This window comes from Bacillus chungangensis, from assembly GCF_030812995.1.
Taxonomy (GTDB): Bacteria; Bacillota; Bacilli; order Bacillales; family Bacillaceae_C; genus Bacillus_CF; species Bacillus_CF chungangensis.
In genome coordinates, this window is record NZ_JAUSTT010000005.1 from 30,350 (window position 1) to 47,945 (window position 17,596).

The 17,596-nt window shown below is 34.5% G+C and carries 12 protein-coding genes; 1 reads left to right on the plus strand and 11 read right to left on the minus strand.

Going from position 1 to position 17,596, the window contains the following annotated elements:
• Positions 1–138 precede the first annotated feature (138 nt).
• The 7 genes from J2S08_RS05400 to J2S08_RS05430 form a co-directional block, all read right to left on the minus strand.
• Entirely contained in the window at positions 139–600 is a 462-nt protein-coding gene (locus tag J2S08_RS05400; RefSeq protein ID WP_307227418.1) for a threonine/serine exporter family protein, read from the minus strand.
• 14 nt (positions 601–614) lie between these two features.
• Positions 615–1,403: a threonine/serine exporter family protein gene (locus J2S08_RS05405; protein WP_307227420.1), complete on the minus strand. Its 789-nt coding sequence runs from the start codon at positions 1,401–1,403 to the stop codon at positions 615–617.
• A 685-nt stretch (positions 1,404–2,088) separates the two neighbouring features.
• Positions 2,089–2,760 carry an ABC transporter ATP-binding protein gene (locus tag J2S08_RS05410; RefSeq protein ID WP_307227422.1) on the minus strand — a complete coding sequence of 224 codons (672 nt, stop codon included), beginning with the start codon at positions 2,758–2,760 and terminating at the stop codon, positions 2,089–2,091.
• Between the two features lie 119 nt (positions 2,761–2,879).
• A complete protein-coding gene (locus J2S08_RS05415) occupies positions 2,880–5,375 on the minus strand; it encodes an ABC transporter permease (RefSeq protein ID WP_307227424.1) in 2,496 nt (831 codons plus the stop codon).
• Between the two features lie 28 nt (positions 5,376–5,403).
• Positions 5,404–6,090: a hypothetical protein gene (locus tag J2S08_RS05420; RefSeq protein ID WP_307227426.1), complete on the minus strand. Its 687-nt coding sequence runs from the start codon at positions 6,088–6,090 to the stop codon at positions 5,404–5,406.
• Positions 6,083–6,961, minus strand: coding sequence for an ABC transporter ATP-binding protein (locus J2S08_RS05425; protein WP_307227428.1), 879 nt, complete (start codon positions 6,959–6,961; stop codon positions 6,083–6,085). Before J2S08_RS05425 ends, J2S08_RS05420 begins: the two co-directional genes overlap by 8 nt.
• 2 nt (positions 6,962–6,963) lie before the next feature.
• Positions 6,964–7,344, minus strand: coding sequence for a GntR family transcriptional regulator (locus tag J2S08_RS05430; RefSeq protein ID WP_307227429.1), 381 nt, complete (start codon positions 7,342–7,344; stop codon positions 6,964–6,966).
• Positions 7,345–7,707: 363 nt separating this feature from the next.
• On the opposite strand from J2S08_RS05430, the gene J2S08_RS22440 reads away from it, so the two are divergent.
• On the plus strand, positions 7,708–7,962 hold the full coding sequence (locus tag J2S08_RS22440; protein WP_370875638.1) for an IS3 family transposase: 255 nt from the start codon (positions 7,708–7,710) through the stop codon (positions 7,960–7,962).
• Positions 7,963–7,978: 16 nt separating this feature from the next.
• Here J2S08_RS22440 and J2S08_RS05435 read toward each other — a convergent pair whose 3' ends face one another.
• The 4 genes from J2S08_RS05435 to asnB are packed head-to-tail and all read right to left on the minus strand — an operon-like array spanning position 7,979 to position 17,512.
• Entirely contained in the window at positions 7,979–9,262 is a 1,284-nt protein-coding gene (locus tag J2S08_RS05435; protein ID WP_307227431.1) for an MFS transporter, read from the minus strand.
• Between the two features lie 32 nt (positions 9,263–9,294).
• Positions 9,295–10,665: a condensation domain-containing protein gene (locus tag J2S08_RS05440; RefSeq protein WP_307227433.1), complete on the minus strand. Its 1,371-nt coding sequence runs from the start codon at positions 10,663–10,665 to the stop codon at positions 9,295–9,297.
• Entirely contained in the window at positions 10,665–15,599 is a 4,935-nt protein-coding gene (locus J2S08_RS05445; protein WP_307227435.1) for a non-ribosomal peptide synthetase, read from the minus strand. Before J2S08_RS05445 ends, J2S08_RS05440 begins: the two co-directional genes overlap by 1 nt.
• 47 nt (positions 15,600–15,646) lie before the next feature.
• Positions 15,647–17,512 (minus strand): asparagine synthase (glutamine-hydrolyzing), encoded by a 1,866-nt coding sequence (asnB, locus tag J2S08_RS05450; protein ID WP_307227437.1) that lies wholly within the window; start codon positions 17,510–17,512, stop codon positions 15,647–15,649.
• Positions 17,513–17,596: the final 84 nt, after the last annotated feature.

The window sequence follows — 17,596 nt, forward strand, 5'->3', positions numbered from 1 at the left end:
GATGCCCCTTTTATGTTTAAGAATGTTAAGGAACATGTTGAAATTTACTTCTTAGGTAGTTTCCAAATAGTTAATTATCCTATAAAAACGGAATCAAGACTAGATGACAAACGTCATAGAGAAGGCAGAAAAATGGATTTAACGCATTACCGGCTCAGATTGCTTCTTAATAATTTGTGTAAACACACCTCCTAATAATAAGCCAAATGCGATGGCACCGGAAATCATTGATGCTTCAGAAGCGTACTGCAACGCTAACCCATGATCCTTTTCAACAAACTGTCTCATCGCATTATAAGCCATCCCACCAGGAACCATCGGAATAATACCGGCAATGCTAAAAACAATGACAGGCATTTTATATCGGCGGGAAAAAAATTGAGAGATCATCGCAACAATGAAAGAAGAGACAACCGTCGCAATAACAGCATCTAAGCTGCCCACCGTCACTAAAGCTTTATATACGTTCCACCCTACCATGCCAGCTAATCCGCCAGCCCACACGGTTCTGTGTGGCACATTGTAAATAATGCCAAATGCCGCGGCCGCAAAGAAGCTTATTACGAAAGGCTCTACCTGTTTTAATATATCAAGCCACATTCACTGTTTCCTCCTTATAAAAAAGTAATCACGATCGCCACTCCCGATCCAATCGCAGTTGCTGTCAGCAACGCTTCCACGCCTCGAGATAACCCCGACAATAAGTGTCCGGCCATTAAGTCGCGAACAGCATTTGTAATTGCCAACCCAGGTACTAAAGGCATAACTGAGCCAATAATAATTTTATCTAACTCCTGCCCGACTCCCATGGCTACAAAAGCAACCGCAAGCAATCCAATCAAAAATGATGCAAAGACTTCAGAGAAAAATTTAACATTGATCACTTGCTGCACCTTTAAAAAAACAGCGTATCCGATTCCTCCAGTAATAAAAGCCGGCAAAAAATCCGGCCACGTACCATTGAACATCATCATTAAGCAGCCACTTCCTAAGGCCGCTGATAAAATTTGAAACCAGTATGGATAAGTACGAGTTGACGTATCAATCTGCTCCAGCTGCTCCCTCACTGTTTCCAATGGAAGAGGATGATTTGCAATTCGACGGGACAAATCGTTCACCAACGCAATTTTATGCAAATCAATCGTACGATTAACAACACGAAGGAGCTCCGTATGATCAATTGTCCCTTCCGGATCCTGCATCGTCATAATAATCGCGGTAGGTGTGACAAATACATTGACATGTGAAATACTATAGCTGCGAGCAATACGCGTAACAGTATCTTCTACCCGATACGTCTCTGCCCCATTCTTTAACATTAATTCACCTGCTAATATACAAATATCTAAAATGTCAGATGCTTGGTAAAACTGTTCTTTTATGATATTTACCCCCTTCGGCATGTATCGCGTGCCGCAGTATATATATTGCAATATACCAAATCCGATTCTCTTTGGGAACAACTGATTAGACATTGAATGTAAAATATACGGAAACGACTAGGATGATAAAGTGAAACTTCCATCAGTGAGGGTTTTCTCTTATCCCCCCTATAAAGGATCTCAAGCTAAAAGCGCGACGTCCTGTCGCAACGCTTGAATGACCAACATCCTCGAAAAAGAAGAGCACTTTTTCTTCGTGCGATGTTGATTCAAGAAGCTTTCCTTGTCCTGTTGGCCCGAACCAATCGGACATTTGACTTTCAGTTATCCCCCTCCTAGACTTCTTTGATTCCTTTTACTCTTGAGGTGGGATCTTACTGCTAGTTAGATGTGGGATAAATGTTATAAAGAAAGAAACTGCACACCAAAATATATGTATATTGTCTTTCACGTCGAAAAAACACCTGCAAGCCCTACTCAAGTAGTAGCATACCTGAGCTTCAGTTTGAAGGTGTTTTTCATGTCGTACTTTCAATGAAGTACATTATATTTTGTGACTTCTTGCCAAGCCAGTTTCAATTTCATCATCACTTGGTTAATTGTTACTTGTTAAAAAAGAAAGCATTTAAAAGAATGTTAGTGAGTATATTTCTCGGTGGAGACTTTTAACGTTCTAGATTGGATCATTCACGTTGTTTCACTTTCTCTACTGTAACTTGCCATCTTTTAAAAATATCGTTCTATTTCCGTATGCAGCAGCCTCTTCTGAATGAGTTACTTGAATGATTGTATGACCTTTTTCTTTATTGATTTCCCGGAATAAATCCATAATTTCATAACCCGTTTTACTATCCAGGTTCCCAATAGGCTCATCAGCAAGAATAATTTCCGGATCGTTCATTAATGCTCGTGCGATTGCAACACGCTGTTGCTGTCCTCCAGAAAGTTCTTTAGGAGTGTGCTTTCTTCTTTCAGAAAGACCGACAACCTCAATAACTTTATCAAGCTTTTTCCGATAGTTTTTTTGTTTTTTTCCATCTAGTAAAATAGGCAATATAATATTGTCTTCTACATTAAAATTAGGAATAAGGTTGTAAAATTGAAATACAAAGCCGATATCTTTCCTTCTAACTAAGCTTTCCTCTTTATCCTTCATTATTGAAATTTCTTTTCCTTTTATTTTTACTTGTCCAGAGCTTGGTTTATCAAGACCGCCCATCAAATATAAAAGTGTGCTTTTACCAGACCCAGATGGCCCCATTATAGAGACAAACTCTCCCTTTTCAATACTAAGATTAATTCCTTTCAATACGTCTACTTGTTCTGATCCTATTTTAAATGATTTAGTCATATTCTCAACCTGAATGACGGAATTCATTATCATGACCCCTTTTTATTAGATTAATATGATTGAAAGAGTCTACAGAAAGGCTGTCAAAATCAGCATCGACAGTCATTTTTCTAGAGATCCTTTCATAACTCAATGAAACAAACTGCTTATTCATATTTAATATCTGTAATAATATTAAATCTTAGTGATTGAATAGCTGGACTAATCGATGCAATGATAGTGATAATGACTGTTGCTAGAATAAATAAGATGACTTGACTAAGAGGATATTCTACTGAGATAGGAGGAATGTAAATAGCTTTGAAAATATACGGGATTATCCAAACAAAGATATATCCCCCAATGGATCCAATGATTCCGCCAATTAAACCGCATGTTAATGATTCGAGAAAAATCATTTTAACTATTTGCGCCTTACTCATTCCGATTGAACGAAACATTGCGATAGATTTCCTTCGCTCTATAATCCCTACAATTAAATTATTGAAAACTCCAATAATACCGATAAGCATCGAGAAAAGAGCAAATCCTTTTATAATCGTAAAAATCTGATTGTTGCTTCTCACATTATTTTCTTCAAGCTGTTTTGTTGTGATGATATCAGGGCGGCTCTCTTTTAACGTTGTTTCAAGATTCTTAATAACTTGATTAGAATCTTTATTTGTTTTTATATAAATATTAGAGTAATATGGGGTTCCTAAATCCTCTTTTAGATTCTGTTCAGATATTAATGCATAGTTCCCCGTAAACTGTAATGTAGAAAAATCTCCTAAAACTGTGTATGTTCTTTCCCCCTCTGGAAATTCAAGTGTAATTTCATCGCCATCCTCTACACCTAATCTTTCTTTCGTTTGTGCTGCAAGCAAAATAGTTTTTCCTGAATCAAGTTTTTCTAAAACTTTACTACTGTCTGATCGGAACTCGAAATCCCAAAAATGATTAAGCTTATTTTTATCGACGCTATCAATAGCTACGATGCTGCCTTTTCCGACTACATCAATATTCATAGCCCGAAACGTTCCATATATATCCTCAACGCCATCCACATCTTTTATACGTTGTACAAACTCCTTATCCGCTTTTGCGACAGACATCTCAATATCAAAAAAGGCCGTTTCGGAATATAGATTGGTAGTTGCACTTAATACACTGCTGCTTGCAGAGATAATAAAAATAAGACTGGAAACTCCAATGGCTAATAACGAAATAGTATTTAACATATTTTTATTTTGTCTAATATTTTTAACTGCTATCGTCCCTACATTACCAAAAATCAATTTGTAAATAGGCTGAAAAAATGAGATGAAAAACTCTGAAATACCTGGGATTAATAAAGCAATAGCAATCCCTGCTAACAAAACACTCATAACAACAGCTACCACTGCCAGCTGCCCCGTAACAAATTGCGGCAAAATAAAGACAGGAATGAGCAAAATGATTCCAACTACAAATCGAATTGTTCTCTTTACAGGTTTGTTAGCAATGGTGTTTAAGACAATTTCTTTAATTGGAATTTTTGACATTTTTATAATAGAAGGGATTGAACTAACTAAACTTAATAGTGCAGCAAATACAAAAGTTGTGATAACATCTGAATAAGTAATTTGAATGACATTATTTAGATCCTTTAAATACTCAGGTGTTGAAATGACTGACATTGCGTATAAAATCCCAATACCTAACAAACTGCCAGTTAAACCACCGATTATACCGTATAAAAAGATTTCACTTATAAGCATAAAATTAGTCTTACTTTTCGTAGCACCTATACTTCTAAAAGTACCGATTAAAGGTAATCTTTCCAGTATTACAACTTTACAACTAGAATAGATGATATAAATACTCATCATTGATACGACAACCATCACAACTAAAAAAGCGGTTGACATGACACCAATTTGGTTGTTAATGTCCTCTTGTGTTATTGGTTCTCGTACAGAATATTCGCTATACGTTTGTGATAACTTATTAAGCATGTATGCTTTATCATCAGGGTTTTTCAGCTTTACATGAATAATATTAACAGCATCATTCGCTTGATAAATACCACTTAACTTTTCTTTAGGTATTATAGCTGATAGATAACGTGCTTCATCAGCAAAAATGCCCATAGGATAAGATGTAGCGGATAACACAAAATTGTGTTTTTCGCCGCCTACTTCTAACGTAAACCGATCTCCAATGTCCAAATTATATTTTTTAGCTGCGTTCGAACTTAAAATAATTTCATCACCACTAAGATTTTCCGCGTCTGCTCCTTGATCAATTTTAAAAGGATTCACCTTATTCATATCAGACGGGTCGATTCCATGTAAGTTAACCCATACATTCGTTTGATCTTGTGTCGTATATACTGCCTCTCCCAGCAGTTCACCAACAATATACCGCGTACGATCTTCATACTCTTCAGCTTTATCAGTATGAAAAAAAGGTGGTGCCGCTTTATTACCATTAGCAATAATGATATCTCCATTGCCTACAGAACTTTTTAGCTTTTCCGTATAGATTTTTCCCAGTGTATCAGGTATCGTCATTGAGGCAAAAAACAATGATGTAGAGACTGTGATGGAAAGGACAATTAAAAAGATGCGAAATTTCTTTACAAACATATTTTTTAAAATACTTTTAATAATAAATTTCATCATATCCCCCTCTTCACACTTGAAATAATTATTTATAAATTTCTCTCCGCATTGTAAAAAACCAACCTGCCATGAACAACAAAACAATCAATACTAAAGTTAACATCGTGCTAGGCAATATATTCGGGTTAAAGAAAAGAATAGCAATCCCTTTAAATACAGCTTCCCTTAAAGAAGAAATAGACATGCTAACTGAAATGACTGCCGCAAGCAAAATGTATAGCCCTAACGCCATCGTATCCCTAATACATGAGAAAACGAGATTGAAAAAAGCTACGATAAATAAATAAGCAGAAAATTGATATATGAACATACCTATAACACCATATCTGTCCCAGCCGAATATCTCAATAATATTAAAATAACTTTTATATTTAATGAAGATATTTTGTTCGAGTAAAAACCAAATGATATTAAATACCGAAAAGCCAGCAACCCATAAAACATATGAAAGCATCGTCCCAAAATAATACGCTTTACGTGACGCCCCTAAATTGATGATTCGTTTAAAAAAGTATAATGGTAAAACTCCTGCAATCATTAATAAAAAAACAGTTGCTATATTTCCAGATGAAACTTCAGTAGTACGATTTACACCAACAATGCCTAACAATAAATTAATGAAAAAAGCTATTGCAACCAGGCCTACAAGGATCATTAAATAAACTTTTAAAACTCCATAACTTGCTTTAACAACGTTTAATAGCCTACTCAATGTGATTCCTCCCATCTACAAAATAAGTGAAAAATTTTTGCAGTGGCATGCCATCAACGGACAAATCCAATCTTTTGGCATGAAGCCTTTCCTGGTCATTCATCGTATCAAACAAAGCGGCAATCATAATATTACCTTGTGATTCACACTGAAGAACATTTTTTCCTTCAATAAAACTTTCAACAGCTTTTTTATTACCAGTTACATAATAAGATTTGCTTCTAAAGTCATCCATTTCTTCATGCAATAAAATCTCTCCTGAATCAATAATGTAAAATTTTTCAATCACTTTAGTTATCTCATTAACTAAATGGGTTGACATAAGAATTGTCCGAGGGCAGTTTGAATAATCTTCCAATATTATTGAATAAAACTTTTCTCTCATAAATACGTCTAGGCCAAGCACAGGTTCATCAAAAATTGTTAGAGGAGCTCTACTTGCCAAACCGATAATAATCCCTACAAGAGATTCCATTCCTCTAGATAGTTGTCTAAATTTTTTTTCAGGATTTAATTCAAACATTTTTAACAATTCTTTAGCAAAATCCCAATCCCAGGTTTTATGAAAGGAAGACGCAATCTCTAACAAATCCATTACCTTTACATGATTAAAAAATAAAGTTTTCTCCTTTACGTAACAAAGGTCTTCAATACCTTGAGTTCGATTTATCTTTTTACCAGCAATTTCAACTTCTCCAGAATCCTGAAATATACTGCCACTTATTATATTTAATAATGTAGTCTTTCCTGCTCCATTTCGTCCTAAAAGACCATAAATTGTGTTTTCCTCCAAAGCGAAATCAATATTCCTTAAAGCTTTGGTTTTTCCATAACTTTTTTCTAAATTTGTGCATTTTAGAATTTCCCCCAAATTCAATCACCCTCTCTATCGTTATTAATCATGTTTACAATATCTTCAGCAGACAATTGGATTTTTTTTGCTTCTTCAAGCAATTTCACAACATATTCTTGATAAAACATCTTTCTTCTTTTCGTTAATATTTTCTCTTTAGCGCCAGAAGCAACAAACATGCCTAACCCTCTCTTCTTATAAAGAATCCCTTCATTGACAAGCAGATTGATGCCTTTTACTGCAGTTGCCGGATTAATCTGAAAGGTTTTAGCTATTTGCGTTGTTGACATGACCTGTTCATCTTCACCGTACGTACCGTTTAATATATGATCTTCTGTCATATTAGCAATTTGTTGAAATATTGGCTGAGTATCATCAAAACTAGCCTTCAATACTATCATCTCCCCTAAACATACCCGCTCATTTACACACTCCTCATTAGTTAGTTACTTATGTAATTAACTATATAAAGAAAATATATACAAGTCAAGATAAATTTGTAAATTCCGTTTTTTCAGGATATACGCCCCCTTCTTTTTTATTAAGATGATGTTATGTAACTCAATATTGATTTGGGCTAGCATAGCCGAGAAGTGGGATTGACTCATAAGTCCCTAAAATGAGAACGCAGAGAGAAAAAACATCCTGTTTTTCTCTCTGCGCGCTTTTGTTTTTTCAAATAGGTATGATAAGAGGGCAGGTAGTCTATTTCTTTTTCTGTAGCATATACTTAGTTGCTTTCACTGCCGTATCCGAAATTCATAATGATTGTTTTCGGCATTGGCAGGCAGGAACCTTTTAACTTTTCCATATACGGAATAAAGCAGCGGGTATCCGTTGTACATAAGCATGAGACCTTTGAAGCGTTACAACCAGCGATATTTGATTATATTCAGTTTTACAATAATGACATTAAACGGCTTAAGTCCATTGGAATACAGGGCTCAAGCCGTTTAAGCATTTTTATTATTTCCACTGTCTACTTGACAGGGGGCAGGTCAATTTTTAGACAGGGCTGACTTATTATATATTTGTTTAGTTTGGATTACTAAAAAATTGTCTTAGAGGCTTATTACTATGTGCAAAAACACCTATGATAATAAGGGAAACACCCGGAACCACAATTACATACATCCAGTCCATATATTCTAATGCAAGCCCATAAATCCAAAACCCAAAAGGTATTGCAATTTGAATAGCAGTGTTGACAACACCAAATACGCTTGCCCTCACTTTTTCAGGAATCTTTACTTGTAAATAACTCAACATTGGTATATTTGTCATTGCATTAAAGACTCCTCCGATTATTAAAATAACACAATAAACCCCCGTTATTATAAATAATGAAAGTGTACTGAAGAATGGTAATTTAGGAAAAATCCAAAAAGCAATAAACAGAGCTTGTATTTGTAAAAGAATAAACAATTTATCAATTACAATTTTGTTCACTTTATCCATTGAGACAGTGACAGCTCCAACAATAATCCCTAAAAACCACATGGCTTGCATGAGAGAAAGTTGCGCTCCAGAAACATTAATCCCCTTATATGCAATAAACGGCAAGGCAACAGAAAGCAGCGGTACTAATAAAAAGTTGATTACTACAACGAGACCTATTAATTGAACAATAGAATTTTGCATTTTTAAATATTTAAATACATCCTTTAGGCTTTCCTTATAACTTTTTAACTTCTTTTCTTCTTCATTAACCCTATACTTAAGGTACACTTGAATGACACCTGCAAAAAGAAAAGAAATTGCCTCAATAATTAATACATATTTAAGTCCTAAGTAATTATAGGCAATCGCACCTAAAATAGGACCTATTACATTGATGATAGCCCCTAATGCTTGGTAGCTAGAGTTAAGTTTAGTAACATTTTCTCTTTCAACTAATTCAGGAATTGATGATTGAAGTGCAATTGAGAAAAATGCTTGAATAACACTTAATATAACTGCCATTACAATAAACATGACAATGTTAGGTTGAAAATTTATAAACACCAAGAAAAAGGTTAACATGGTAATACCGCTTAAAAAATCGCATATGATAATAATCTTCTTTTTATTGTGCCTATCAATAAAAACACCTGCAAAAATATTAATAAACACTCCTGGAAGAATAGTGAATCCTAAAACTACTGAAAATAGGGCAGCTGAGCCTGTTAAGTCAAGAATAAAAAGACTCAATGCAAATTTAAAAACAGAAGTACCTAGTTCTGAAATTAATCGTGACGTAGTAAAAATCGCAAAGTTTAATTTGAATTGATTGTTGGTTTGTTTTTGTGGCATGTTATTTAAGATCATACTTTCCTTCATTGTCACCTCTCCTTTTTCTCGGTACAACTAGTCTAGAAATGGACATATCCCTCTTCGCCTAACCATACCTTCAAGGATGTATTATCGACTTCAAAAGGTAAAAATAGTTTGAAGTTAATTTTGTTCTTGCTGTATCGTGCTTCAATGATGATCTTGTTGTCTGGTTTGAAATGGCTGTTTTTCATAATTAATTGTTCTAGAGACCCATTCACTTCATCGTTCATTCCCAAGACATTCAAAATAATTAAATTCTCTGTTAAGCAAGTTCGAATGAACTTGCTTGACATGACATTCTTTTCTTTCACTTTGTGATTGTAAATCATACCGATAAAGTTAATATTGTGTTGCTGTGCAATCTGAATCTTCTTTTTTATTGATTGAGCAATTGGAGCTTTACGATTATCAAGGTCAATGATCGTAGGAATAAAATCGATAAACTCTCCAACTAAATCAAAATAAACTTCGTTTTGGTAAACTCTCCCAAGGCTAATACACCATATTGGTATTTTTGAAGTTTTAAGATCTAATAGCATCCTACACACTGCTGCACTATAGTAAAAAATATCACTCAAAAATGTATCCGAGTTTGTATCTTTTACTAAATAATCCATATTAAACTCTATTACATTTACTTTTTTTCCACTATCAGGTTGCTGATTAATAGTAAGTGATATCGCCTTAGTAAGTTTATTTAGATCTGCTAGCTCATAAACATCACATAATTCTTGATCACTCAATAGTTGAGGTCCCTGTAATATTTGCTGTACGTAATTCCAATAATGTTTTTGTGGCATAGGACTCTCCTCTTGATTAAAAGAAAAGTAAAGATTCATCAATTCATTTTTAAGAACCTCACTACTAAAAAAATCAAAAATAATATGTGAAAAAGGCATGATTAATAGAAAATCGTGTGGACTTTTTTTAATTAGTATGATTCTGTAAAATATTGAGTTAAACTTCTTATACTCCCTTAAATAAACCTTTTTAATGATCTTATCAAGAGCTTTCTCCTGTAAATCAGGAGAAAGTAGCGACATATCTATTGTAGGAATGTTGATTTCTTGAAGTGTTTCATAAACTCTCCACTTTATTTGTCCTTTTTCTAAGTACAAAACACTTCTTAGTAATTGTTGGCGATTGATTAATTGTAAAATTGATTTATTCAACTGATCTTTATTTAACTCTCCTTGAAAAGGAATAAAGATCCCAGAATAGTCCATATGATCTAAATAATAATATTGAATTGGTGCAAGAGGATACTCATTTTCAATCTTTCCTGCAATTAATTGTTTTGAAATCTCTGTTTGAAGTTTCATCACACTTACGAGTTTTTTTTCTACTGTTGCTTCATTACCATCAAAGTAAATAATATTTGATGAAAGGGACTTTACGTAATCCCTCATCACAGTATTCCTCCTTTAACTTCAGCAGCTTTTTCAACAAGCTGATGATCCATCAATTGCTTTATTGTCGGATATTGAAACAAATCGTTAACTCTTAATACAAGCCCTGCTTCTTTCGCCTTCGATACCATCTCAATAACGTTTAAAGAATGGCCTCCTATATTAAAGAAGTTATCATTTATATCAATATTATTGAGGTGCAGAACGTCTTTCCAAATCTCAATCAACGCCTGCTCGATTTCGTTCCGTGGCAGTTCATTACTTGTTTTCATATACATATTAGGTGCCAGTTCCTTTAGCGCTTTCCTGTCTATCTTTCCATTTGCTGTTAAAGGAACTTGATCGATTTGAATGAAAAAGGATGGGATCATATAAGCAGGGAGCTCTGGTGCTAAATATCTTTTTATCTCTTGTTCATCCAATTTACTGTTTGATACGATAAAAGCAAATAAACTCTTTTCGCCGCTTTCATCTTCAATATCTATTACAACTGCCTCTTCCACGGCTTCATGCCTAGTTAACTGATATTCAATCTCGTCCTTTTCTATACGAAATCCCCTAAGTTTAATTTGTTGATCAGCTCTTCCAATAAATTCAATACTTCCATCAGGTAGCCATCTTGCTAAGTCACCAGTTCGATACATTTTTTCGCCATGAATAAAGGGATTCGGCACAAACTTTTTTAATGTTAAATCTTGTTTATTTAAATAACCAGCAGCAATTCCAACTCCTCCAATACATAGTTCACCTTGTATGCCAACTGGTACTAGTTGCATTGCTGAGTTCACAATATAAATATTAATATTATTAATAGGTTTACCAATTGTGATTGTACTTTTCGGTGTTAGACAGTCTGTTAATGTTGCACAAACAGTTGATTCCGTTGGACCGTATGCATTTAAAAAATATCTCCCTAATGACCATTTGTTAATAATATCTTTAGTACAGCTTTCCCCTGCAGAAACAACAGTTTTTAAATTTGGCAAATTGTCACTTTGTATACTTTTAAGAATGGTTGGCGGTAATGTCACAACATTTATAGCATTTTCTCTTAGAATATTTGATAAATTGTTAATAAACTCATTATCTCTTTGAACCAAACACAAGGTTGCCCCATTTAGTAGAGTAGTGAATATTTCCCATACAGACGCATCAAAGCTGCATGAAGCAAACTGAAGCACTTTACTATCTATACTAATTCCAAGCGGTTTACTTACAGAAGATGATAAATTCACAACCCCACTATGTTTAATTAAAACACCTTTAGGGTTTCCTGTTGTACCTGATGTATAAATCACATAGGCTAAATCGTCTGGCTGATTCATATTTTTTAAATTATGTTGGGAATAATTTTGTAATTGACTTACAATTTCATCATAGAATAATATTTTAAATTGATCATAATTGGTTGCTTTAGTAAAAAGACTATGTCTGAACGATTCTTCCGTTAAAAGTATATTTATTTCACTGTCATTAATAAGTGTCAGTAATCGATTTTCTGGATAATAACTCGGATCAATCGGCAGGTATGCTCCACCTGCTTTTAAAATTCCCAAAATTGAAATGATGATGTGAGGTGAATTGTTTGTCATTATACCAACTATTTTTCCAGGCCCAATCCCCTTTTCTTTTAATAAACAAGCTAATTGATTGGCTTTACAATTTAACTCTTCATAATGTATTTGAACGAGCGACTCCCCAACCTTATACTCAAGGGCAACTGCTTTAGGGTTTTCCTTGGCAACTTGCTCAAATCGTTCATGAATAGTTGTCTTATTTGTTAAGCTCCTTTTTGGGTTGAAATCAATTAACAGCTGTCTCTTTTCTTCTTGTGACAACATTTGTATATCTGCTATTTTCTTTGCCGGATTGTCTAAAACTTCTTTAATAATGTTTAAATAATGCTGCAATAATTTTTCTACCGTTTCTCTTCTAAACAGCTTCAAACAATATTCAATTTCAAACTGTACTTCCCGATTTATTTCTAAACTGCGTATACATAAATCAAATTTAGATGTTTTCTCCTCATAAAAATGCGGCGTGAATTTTAAATTTGCTGTTTTTATTTGCTCGTTATCTTCACTCTGTAAATCAAAAGCTACGTCAAATAGAGGATTGCGGCTTGTATTTCTTTCAATTTCAAGCTTTTCAATTAACTCTTCAAATGGGTAATCCTGATTTTCATATGCGTTTATCGCATTTGACTTTACTTCATTCAGCAATTGAGTAAAGGACTTTTCCTTATAAGGATAATTTCTCATCGGTAATGTATTAATAAAAAGCCCGATATTATCCTTTATCTCTTCATGACGCCTTGCACTAGATACAGTCCCGACTATCATATCTTCTTGCCCAGTATACTTATGAAGCAGTACATAAAAGGCTGTCATTAAAAACATGTGAACAGTGGCATTTCCATTCGATGCCGCCTCTCTAATATCCGCTGCTAAATCAGAAGACAATGTATATTTAACCCTATCGCCCTCAAAACTTTTTAGTTCAGGTCTTACAAAATCCAAAGGCAGCTGCAAAGTTGGCAGCTCTCCTTTAAATAACTCAAGCCAGTAATGCTCTTGTTTTTTATAATTATTGGTTTCTCTAAACTTGCTTTGCCATATACAATAATCTTTAAATTGTACAGTTAAGTCCTCCAAAGAATTCCCTTCATATAATTGAACGAATTCGCGAAGGATAATGCTCATAGACTCCGCATCCGCCACCACATGATGTATATCAAAAATGAATAAATGCTTAAGATGAGAAACACGAATTAAAGCAGCCCTGAACAATGGAGTTTCTTCCAGATGAAATGGCTGAATAAACGATGAAATCATATCCTCAGCTTGTTCTAACGAAACATCAAAATAATTAATTTTGAAATCTACTTTTTCATGCACTCGCTGAACATACTCACTATTAACTAATTCAAAGGACGTTCTAAGTACTTCATGTCTTGCTAGGATCATTGCAAAAGTATTTTCAAATCGGTCTTTATCTAGATCTCCTTCAATCCACATTGTACAAGGCATATTATATGCTGTTGCTTGAGGTGCAAACTGTGAAAGAGCAAGCATTCTTTTTTGTGAAGAAGAAACAGGATAAAATCTTCTTCTAGAAACAGGTGCGATCTGTATATACTCTCTTCTTTTAGACTTACGAATATAATTAGCAATTCCCTCAATCGTAGCATCCTTAAACACTTCAGAAAGTGGCAGTTCTACATCAAATTGTTTATTTACTTTTGATATAAGAGTCATAATATTCAAAGAGTGACCGCCAATATGAAGAAAGTTTTGTTTAACTCCTACTTCTGAAATATCTAGAATTTCAAGCCAAATTTCAGCGAGCTTCTTCTCTATTTCATCTCGTGGAGAATCAGACTGTTGAGTAGTGACCCTATCTGGATGAGGCAAGACATCATAATCCAGCTTCCCGTTCGGTGTCAGCGGCATTGCTTCGAGTTTAATAAAATGAGCCGGCATCATATAATGATTAATTGAATCCTCCAAAAAACTTCTTAGCTCAGCTTCATCTACTTCTACATTTGATACATAGTAAGCTGCTAGCATTTCGTCATTCACAGAACTTGAAATCAGATGAACGGCGCATTCTTTAATCGGAGCGTATTTCAAAATTTCATTTTCAATTTCTTCCAGCTCAACGCGAATCCCCCTAATTTTCACTTGTCTGTCAGCTCTTCCGCAAAACTCTAAATTCCCATCAGGCAAGATTCTCCCCAGATCACCAGTCTTATAAATAAGGTCGTTTGGATTATTACTAAACGGATTTTGGATAAACTTGCTTTTATTTAATTCAGGATGGTTGTAATAACCAAGACTTCGATAAGGTGTGCGAATAATAATTTCTCCTAAAGCTCCTGAAGGACATACCTCCATATTGTTATCCAAAATAATGACCTTGGCTCCTTTCATTGGCACTCCTGCTGGAATAGACCTTCTGTTGACATCTCCAGGTTTAAGCAAATAAAATGTCTTAACCATCGTTGTTTCGGTAGAACCATATAAATTAACTAATTGAATTCGATTATTAAACCGTTCAAACCAGCTTTTTAATTCCCATGGGATAATCCGTTCGCCTGCTAATAGGATATATTTCAATTGTGAAAAGTGCTGTTTGCTCAAATTTAAGGAGTTAAACATCCGGAAAAGACTAGGAGTACAATGAATTAAGCTGATACGAGACTGATCAATCCAATTAATTAATTGCTCGGAATCTAATATCATTTCCTTTGTCTTTGGTATACATACTTTTCCTCCAGAAAATAGAGCAACGAATACATCTCTAAGCAAAGGATCATGAGAAGGAGTCGTCAATTGACTAATATGGAATGTTTCATCCACTCCAAATGTTTCCATTTCCCATTCTATAAAATGCACTAAACTATTGTTTTTTCCAACAATCGCTTTCGGAGCCCCAGTTGAACCGGATGTAAAGTAAATGTAAATAGGGTCATCGATGGAATACGATACATTCGGCTGATGCATCTGTGATTTATCATCGCTATAAAATTGGTTAGAAACGGCGATGACTTTTGTATTTTCATTTAAACTGCAATTTTTAAGTCTATAAATATTATCGGGATCTGTAATAATCATTGTTGGTTCTACTGTTTCAATCATCTTTTTTATTCTCTTATCTGGGTAGGCAGGATCGAGAGGAACAAACACACAGCCTGCTTTAAAGATACCAATCATTGCTGTAATAAAACGAGTCTTACTATTAAGCAATATACAAATGTTTGCAAACTTTTTGTTGCCATTGGAAGATAGGATCATGTTGGCTATACAATTTGAATGACGATCCAGCTCTTCATATGATATTTTCTCTTCTCCGCATTCTAATGCAACGTTTTCTCTGTAACGCTGCAAGCATTCAAAGATTCTGGCTTGCAACGTTTTTTCTTGATTCTTCACCTTTAATCACCCTGCCTTTCGAATCATTGAACTGACAAAACTGTTTGTTACAACCCTTTCATATTGTACTCTTCCATCAAAAGACCGACCGTTATAACTGTAATTAGGAAGTCGTTATCATAAGGGACATTTAGCCTAAAGTCAGGTTGAGAATAACTGTTTTTTAATTGCTCGATCTTTTCAGGCCGAAACAAACCTTGCTTTTTAATACGATCATAAGAAAGCAAGTCATTTATCCATTCAATATTTTGTTTCAGTAATTCTGGGCTTCCTGGAGCAGTAAACGCAAACTTCGGCCGCTTGGCAATGTCTGTAGGTATAAGCCCTTCTGAAACCTTTTTTAAAATATACTTCTCTTCAAATTCCTTTAACTTCAAGCTTGGCGGAATTTTAGTCGCAAATTCAATCAAACCTTTATCCAAAAATGGGTATCTTGCCTCAACTGAATTAGCAAATGTCATCCGATCTCCGTGATCGGAAAGTAAATGATCACTCATCCTAAGCTTAAAATCTACATATGATCTTTTATGCAATACATCAACGTTTCGCAATCGTTCTTTATTTACTATAAAATGATTCAGACAATTAACATCCTCATACATCCGATTGACGTCATCTGAATAAAGATCTTGTTTTATTTGTTGAAAGGAAAAATAATTTTTTTCATATAAAAAGCTCTTGTCTCCCCAAATACTTTCTCTTACATGATCTTCAATCCCATCATTAGCAGTCGCTTGCTGCCCCTGCATTTGTTTAAGCTTATCGAATCTGTATCCAATATAGCCCCCAAATAGTTCGTCTGCTCCTTCGCCAGTTAGCACGACTTTTAATCCATATTGTTTTACCAAATTCGATAATTTTATTGAGGCTGTATTATATGTCTCCTTTAGAGCACATTCAGAATGGTAAACCACTTTGCGCAGCTCTTGCTCGATATCATAAAACCTGAATAAATACTCATGATGCATAGAATTTACATGCTGTGACATTAGTCTCTGATACTTAGATTCCGATATTTCTTTATCAGTAAAGTCGATGGAAAAAGAATGACGCCGCGTCGGATCTATTTTGTTTATCTTTGCTGCAATTATAGAGGAATCCAAGCCGCCACTTAAATAAAAGCTGACTGGCACATCCGCTTGAAGCCTATATTTAACAGCTCTAGAGAGCCATTCATCCAGCTGCTCAATATAAAATGTTTCATCCTTTCTATACTCTATTTCATCAATTTTTGGATAGACTAAATCCCAATATTCATTCATTTTCATATTGCCAAAATGGTTGATCTTAATATAGTGACCAGCTTTTAAGCTAGAAATATCTTTAAACATTGTTCGCGGACTAATTAGCCCTGGAAAAGTCAAAATTTGATCGAGCCCTACTAAATCAATTTCTCTTTTAACAGCTGGATACTCCAATATAGCTTTAATTTCAGACGCAAATATAAACATATTGTCAACAACCGTATAAAAAAAAGGAGCAATTCCCGCATAATCTCTTGCACAAAGCAGTGTTTCCTCTTTAAAATCGTAAATTGCAAAGGCAAATTGACCATTCAATTTATTGATGCATTCAGCTCCATACTCTTCATAGAGATGTACGATACATTCAACATCACAATTTGTCCTTAATTTATGCCCTTTTAAATGGAGATCCTCGCAAAGCTCTTTATAGTTATAAATTTCTCCATTACAAATCATCACGATCGAATAATCTTCATTAAAAAACGGCTGTATCTCGCCTTCTAAATCGATAATACTTAACCTTGCAAAACCAAATCCTACATTATCTTTCACAAAATAATTCAATCCATCTGGTCCCCGATGACGTATCTTTTGTGTCATATTACAGATAATCGTTTCATTGATCCTGCCTTCATTATTCATATCTAACATTCCAACTATTCCGCACATATGAACCCCTCTAACTGTTACATCCATTTTGATAACGCATCTTACGATTAAGCTTGTCTGGAGAAGCCGCTTTAATTAAAGATC

Excerpts from the sequence above, each read along its gene's own strand:
- J2S08_RS05400 (WP_307227418.1), bottom strand. The coding sequence starts at position 600 with ATGTGGCTTGATATATTAAAACAGGTAGAGCCTTTCGTAATAAGCTTC.
- J2S08_RS05405 (WP_307227420.1), bottom strand. The coding sequence starts at position 1,403 with ATGCCGAAGGGGGTAAATATCATAAAAGAACAGTTTTACCAAGCATCT.
- J2S08_RS05410 (WP_307227422.1), bottom strand. The coding sequence starts at position 2,760 with ATGAATTCCGTCATTCAGGTTGAGAATATGACTAAATCATTTAAAATA.
- J2S08_RS05415 (WP_307227424.1), bottom strand. The coding sequence starts at position 5,375 with ATGAAATTTATTATTAAAAGTATTTTAAAAAATATGTTTGTAAAGAAA.
- J2S08_RS05430 (WP_307227429.1), bottom strand. The coding sequence starts at position 7,344 with ATGATAGTATTGAAGGCTAGTTTTGATGATACTCAGCCAATATTTCAA.
- J2S08_RS22440 (WP_370875638.1), top strand. The coding sequence starts at position 7,708 with ATGATTGTTTTCGGCATTGGCAGGCAGGAACCTTTTAACTTTTCCATA.
- J2S08_RS05435 (WP_307227431.1), bottom strand. The coding sequence starts at position 9,262 with ATGAAGGAAAGTATGATCTTAAATAACATGCCACAAAAACAAACCAAC.
- J2S08_RS05440 (WP_307227433.1), bottom strand. The coding sequence starts at position 10,665 with ATGAGGGATTACGTAAAGTCCCTTTCATCAAATATTATTTACTTTGAT.
- asnB (WP_307227437.1), bottom strand. The coding sequence starts at position 17,512 with ATGTGCGGAATAGTTGGAATGTTAGATATGAATAATGAAGGCAGGATC.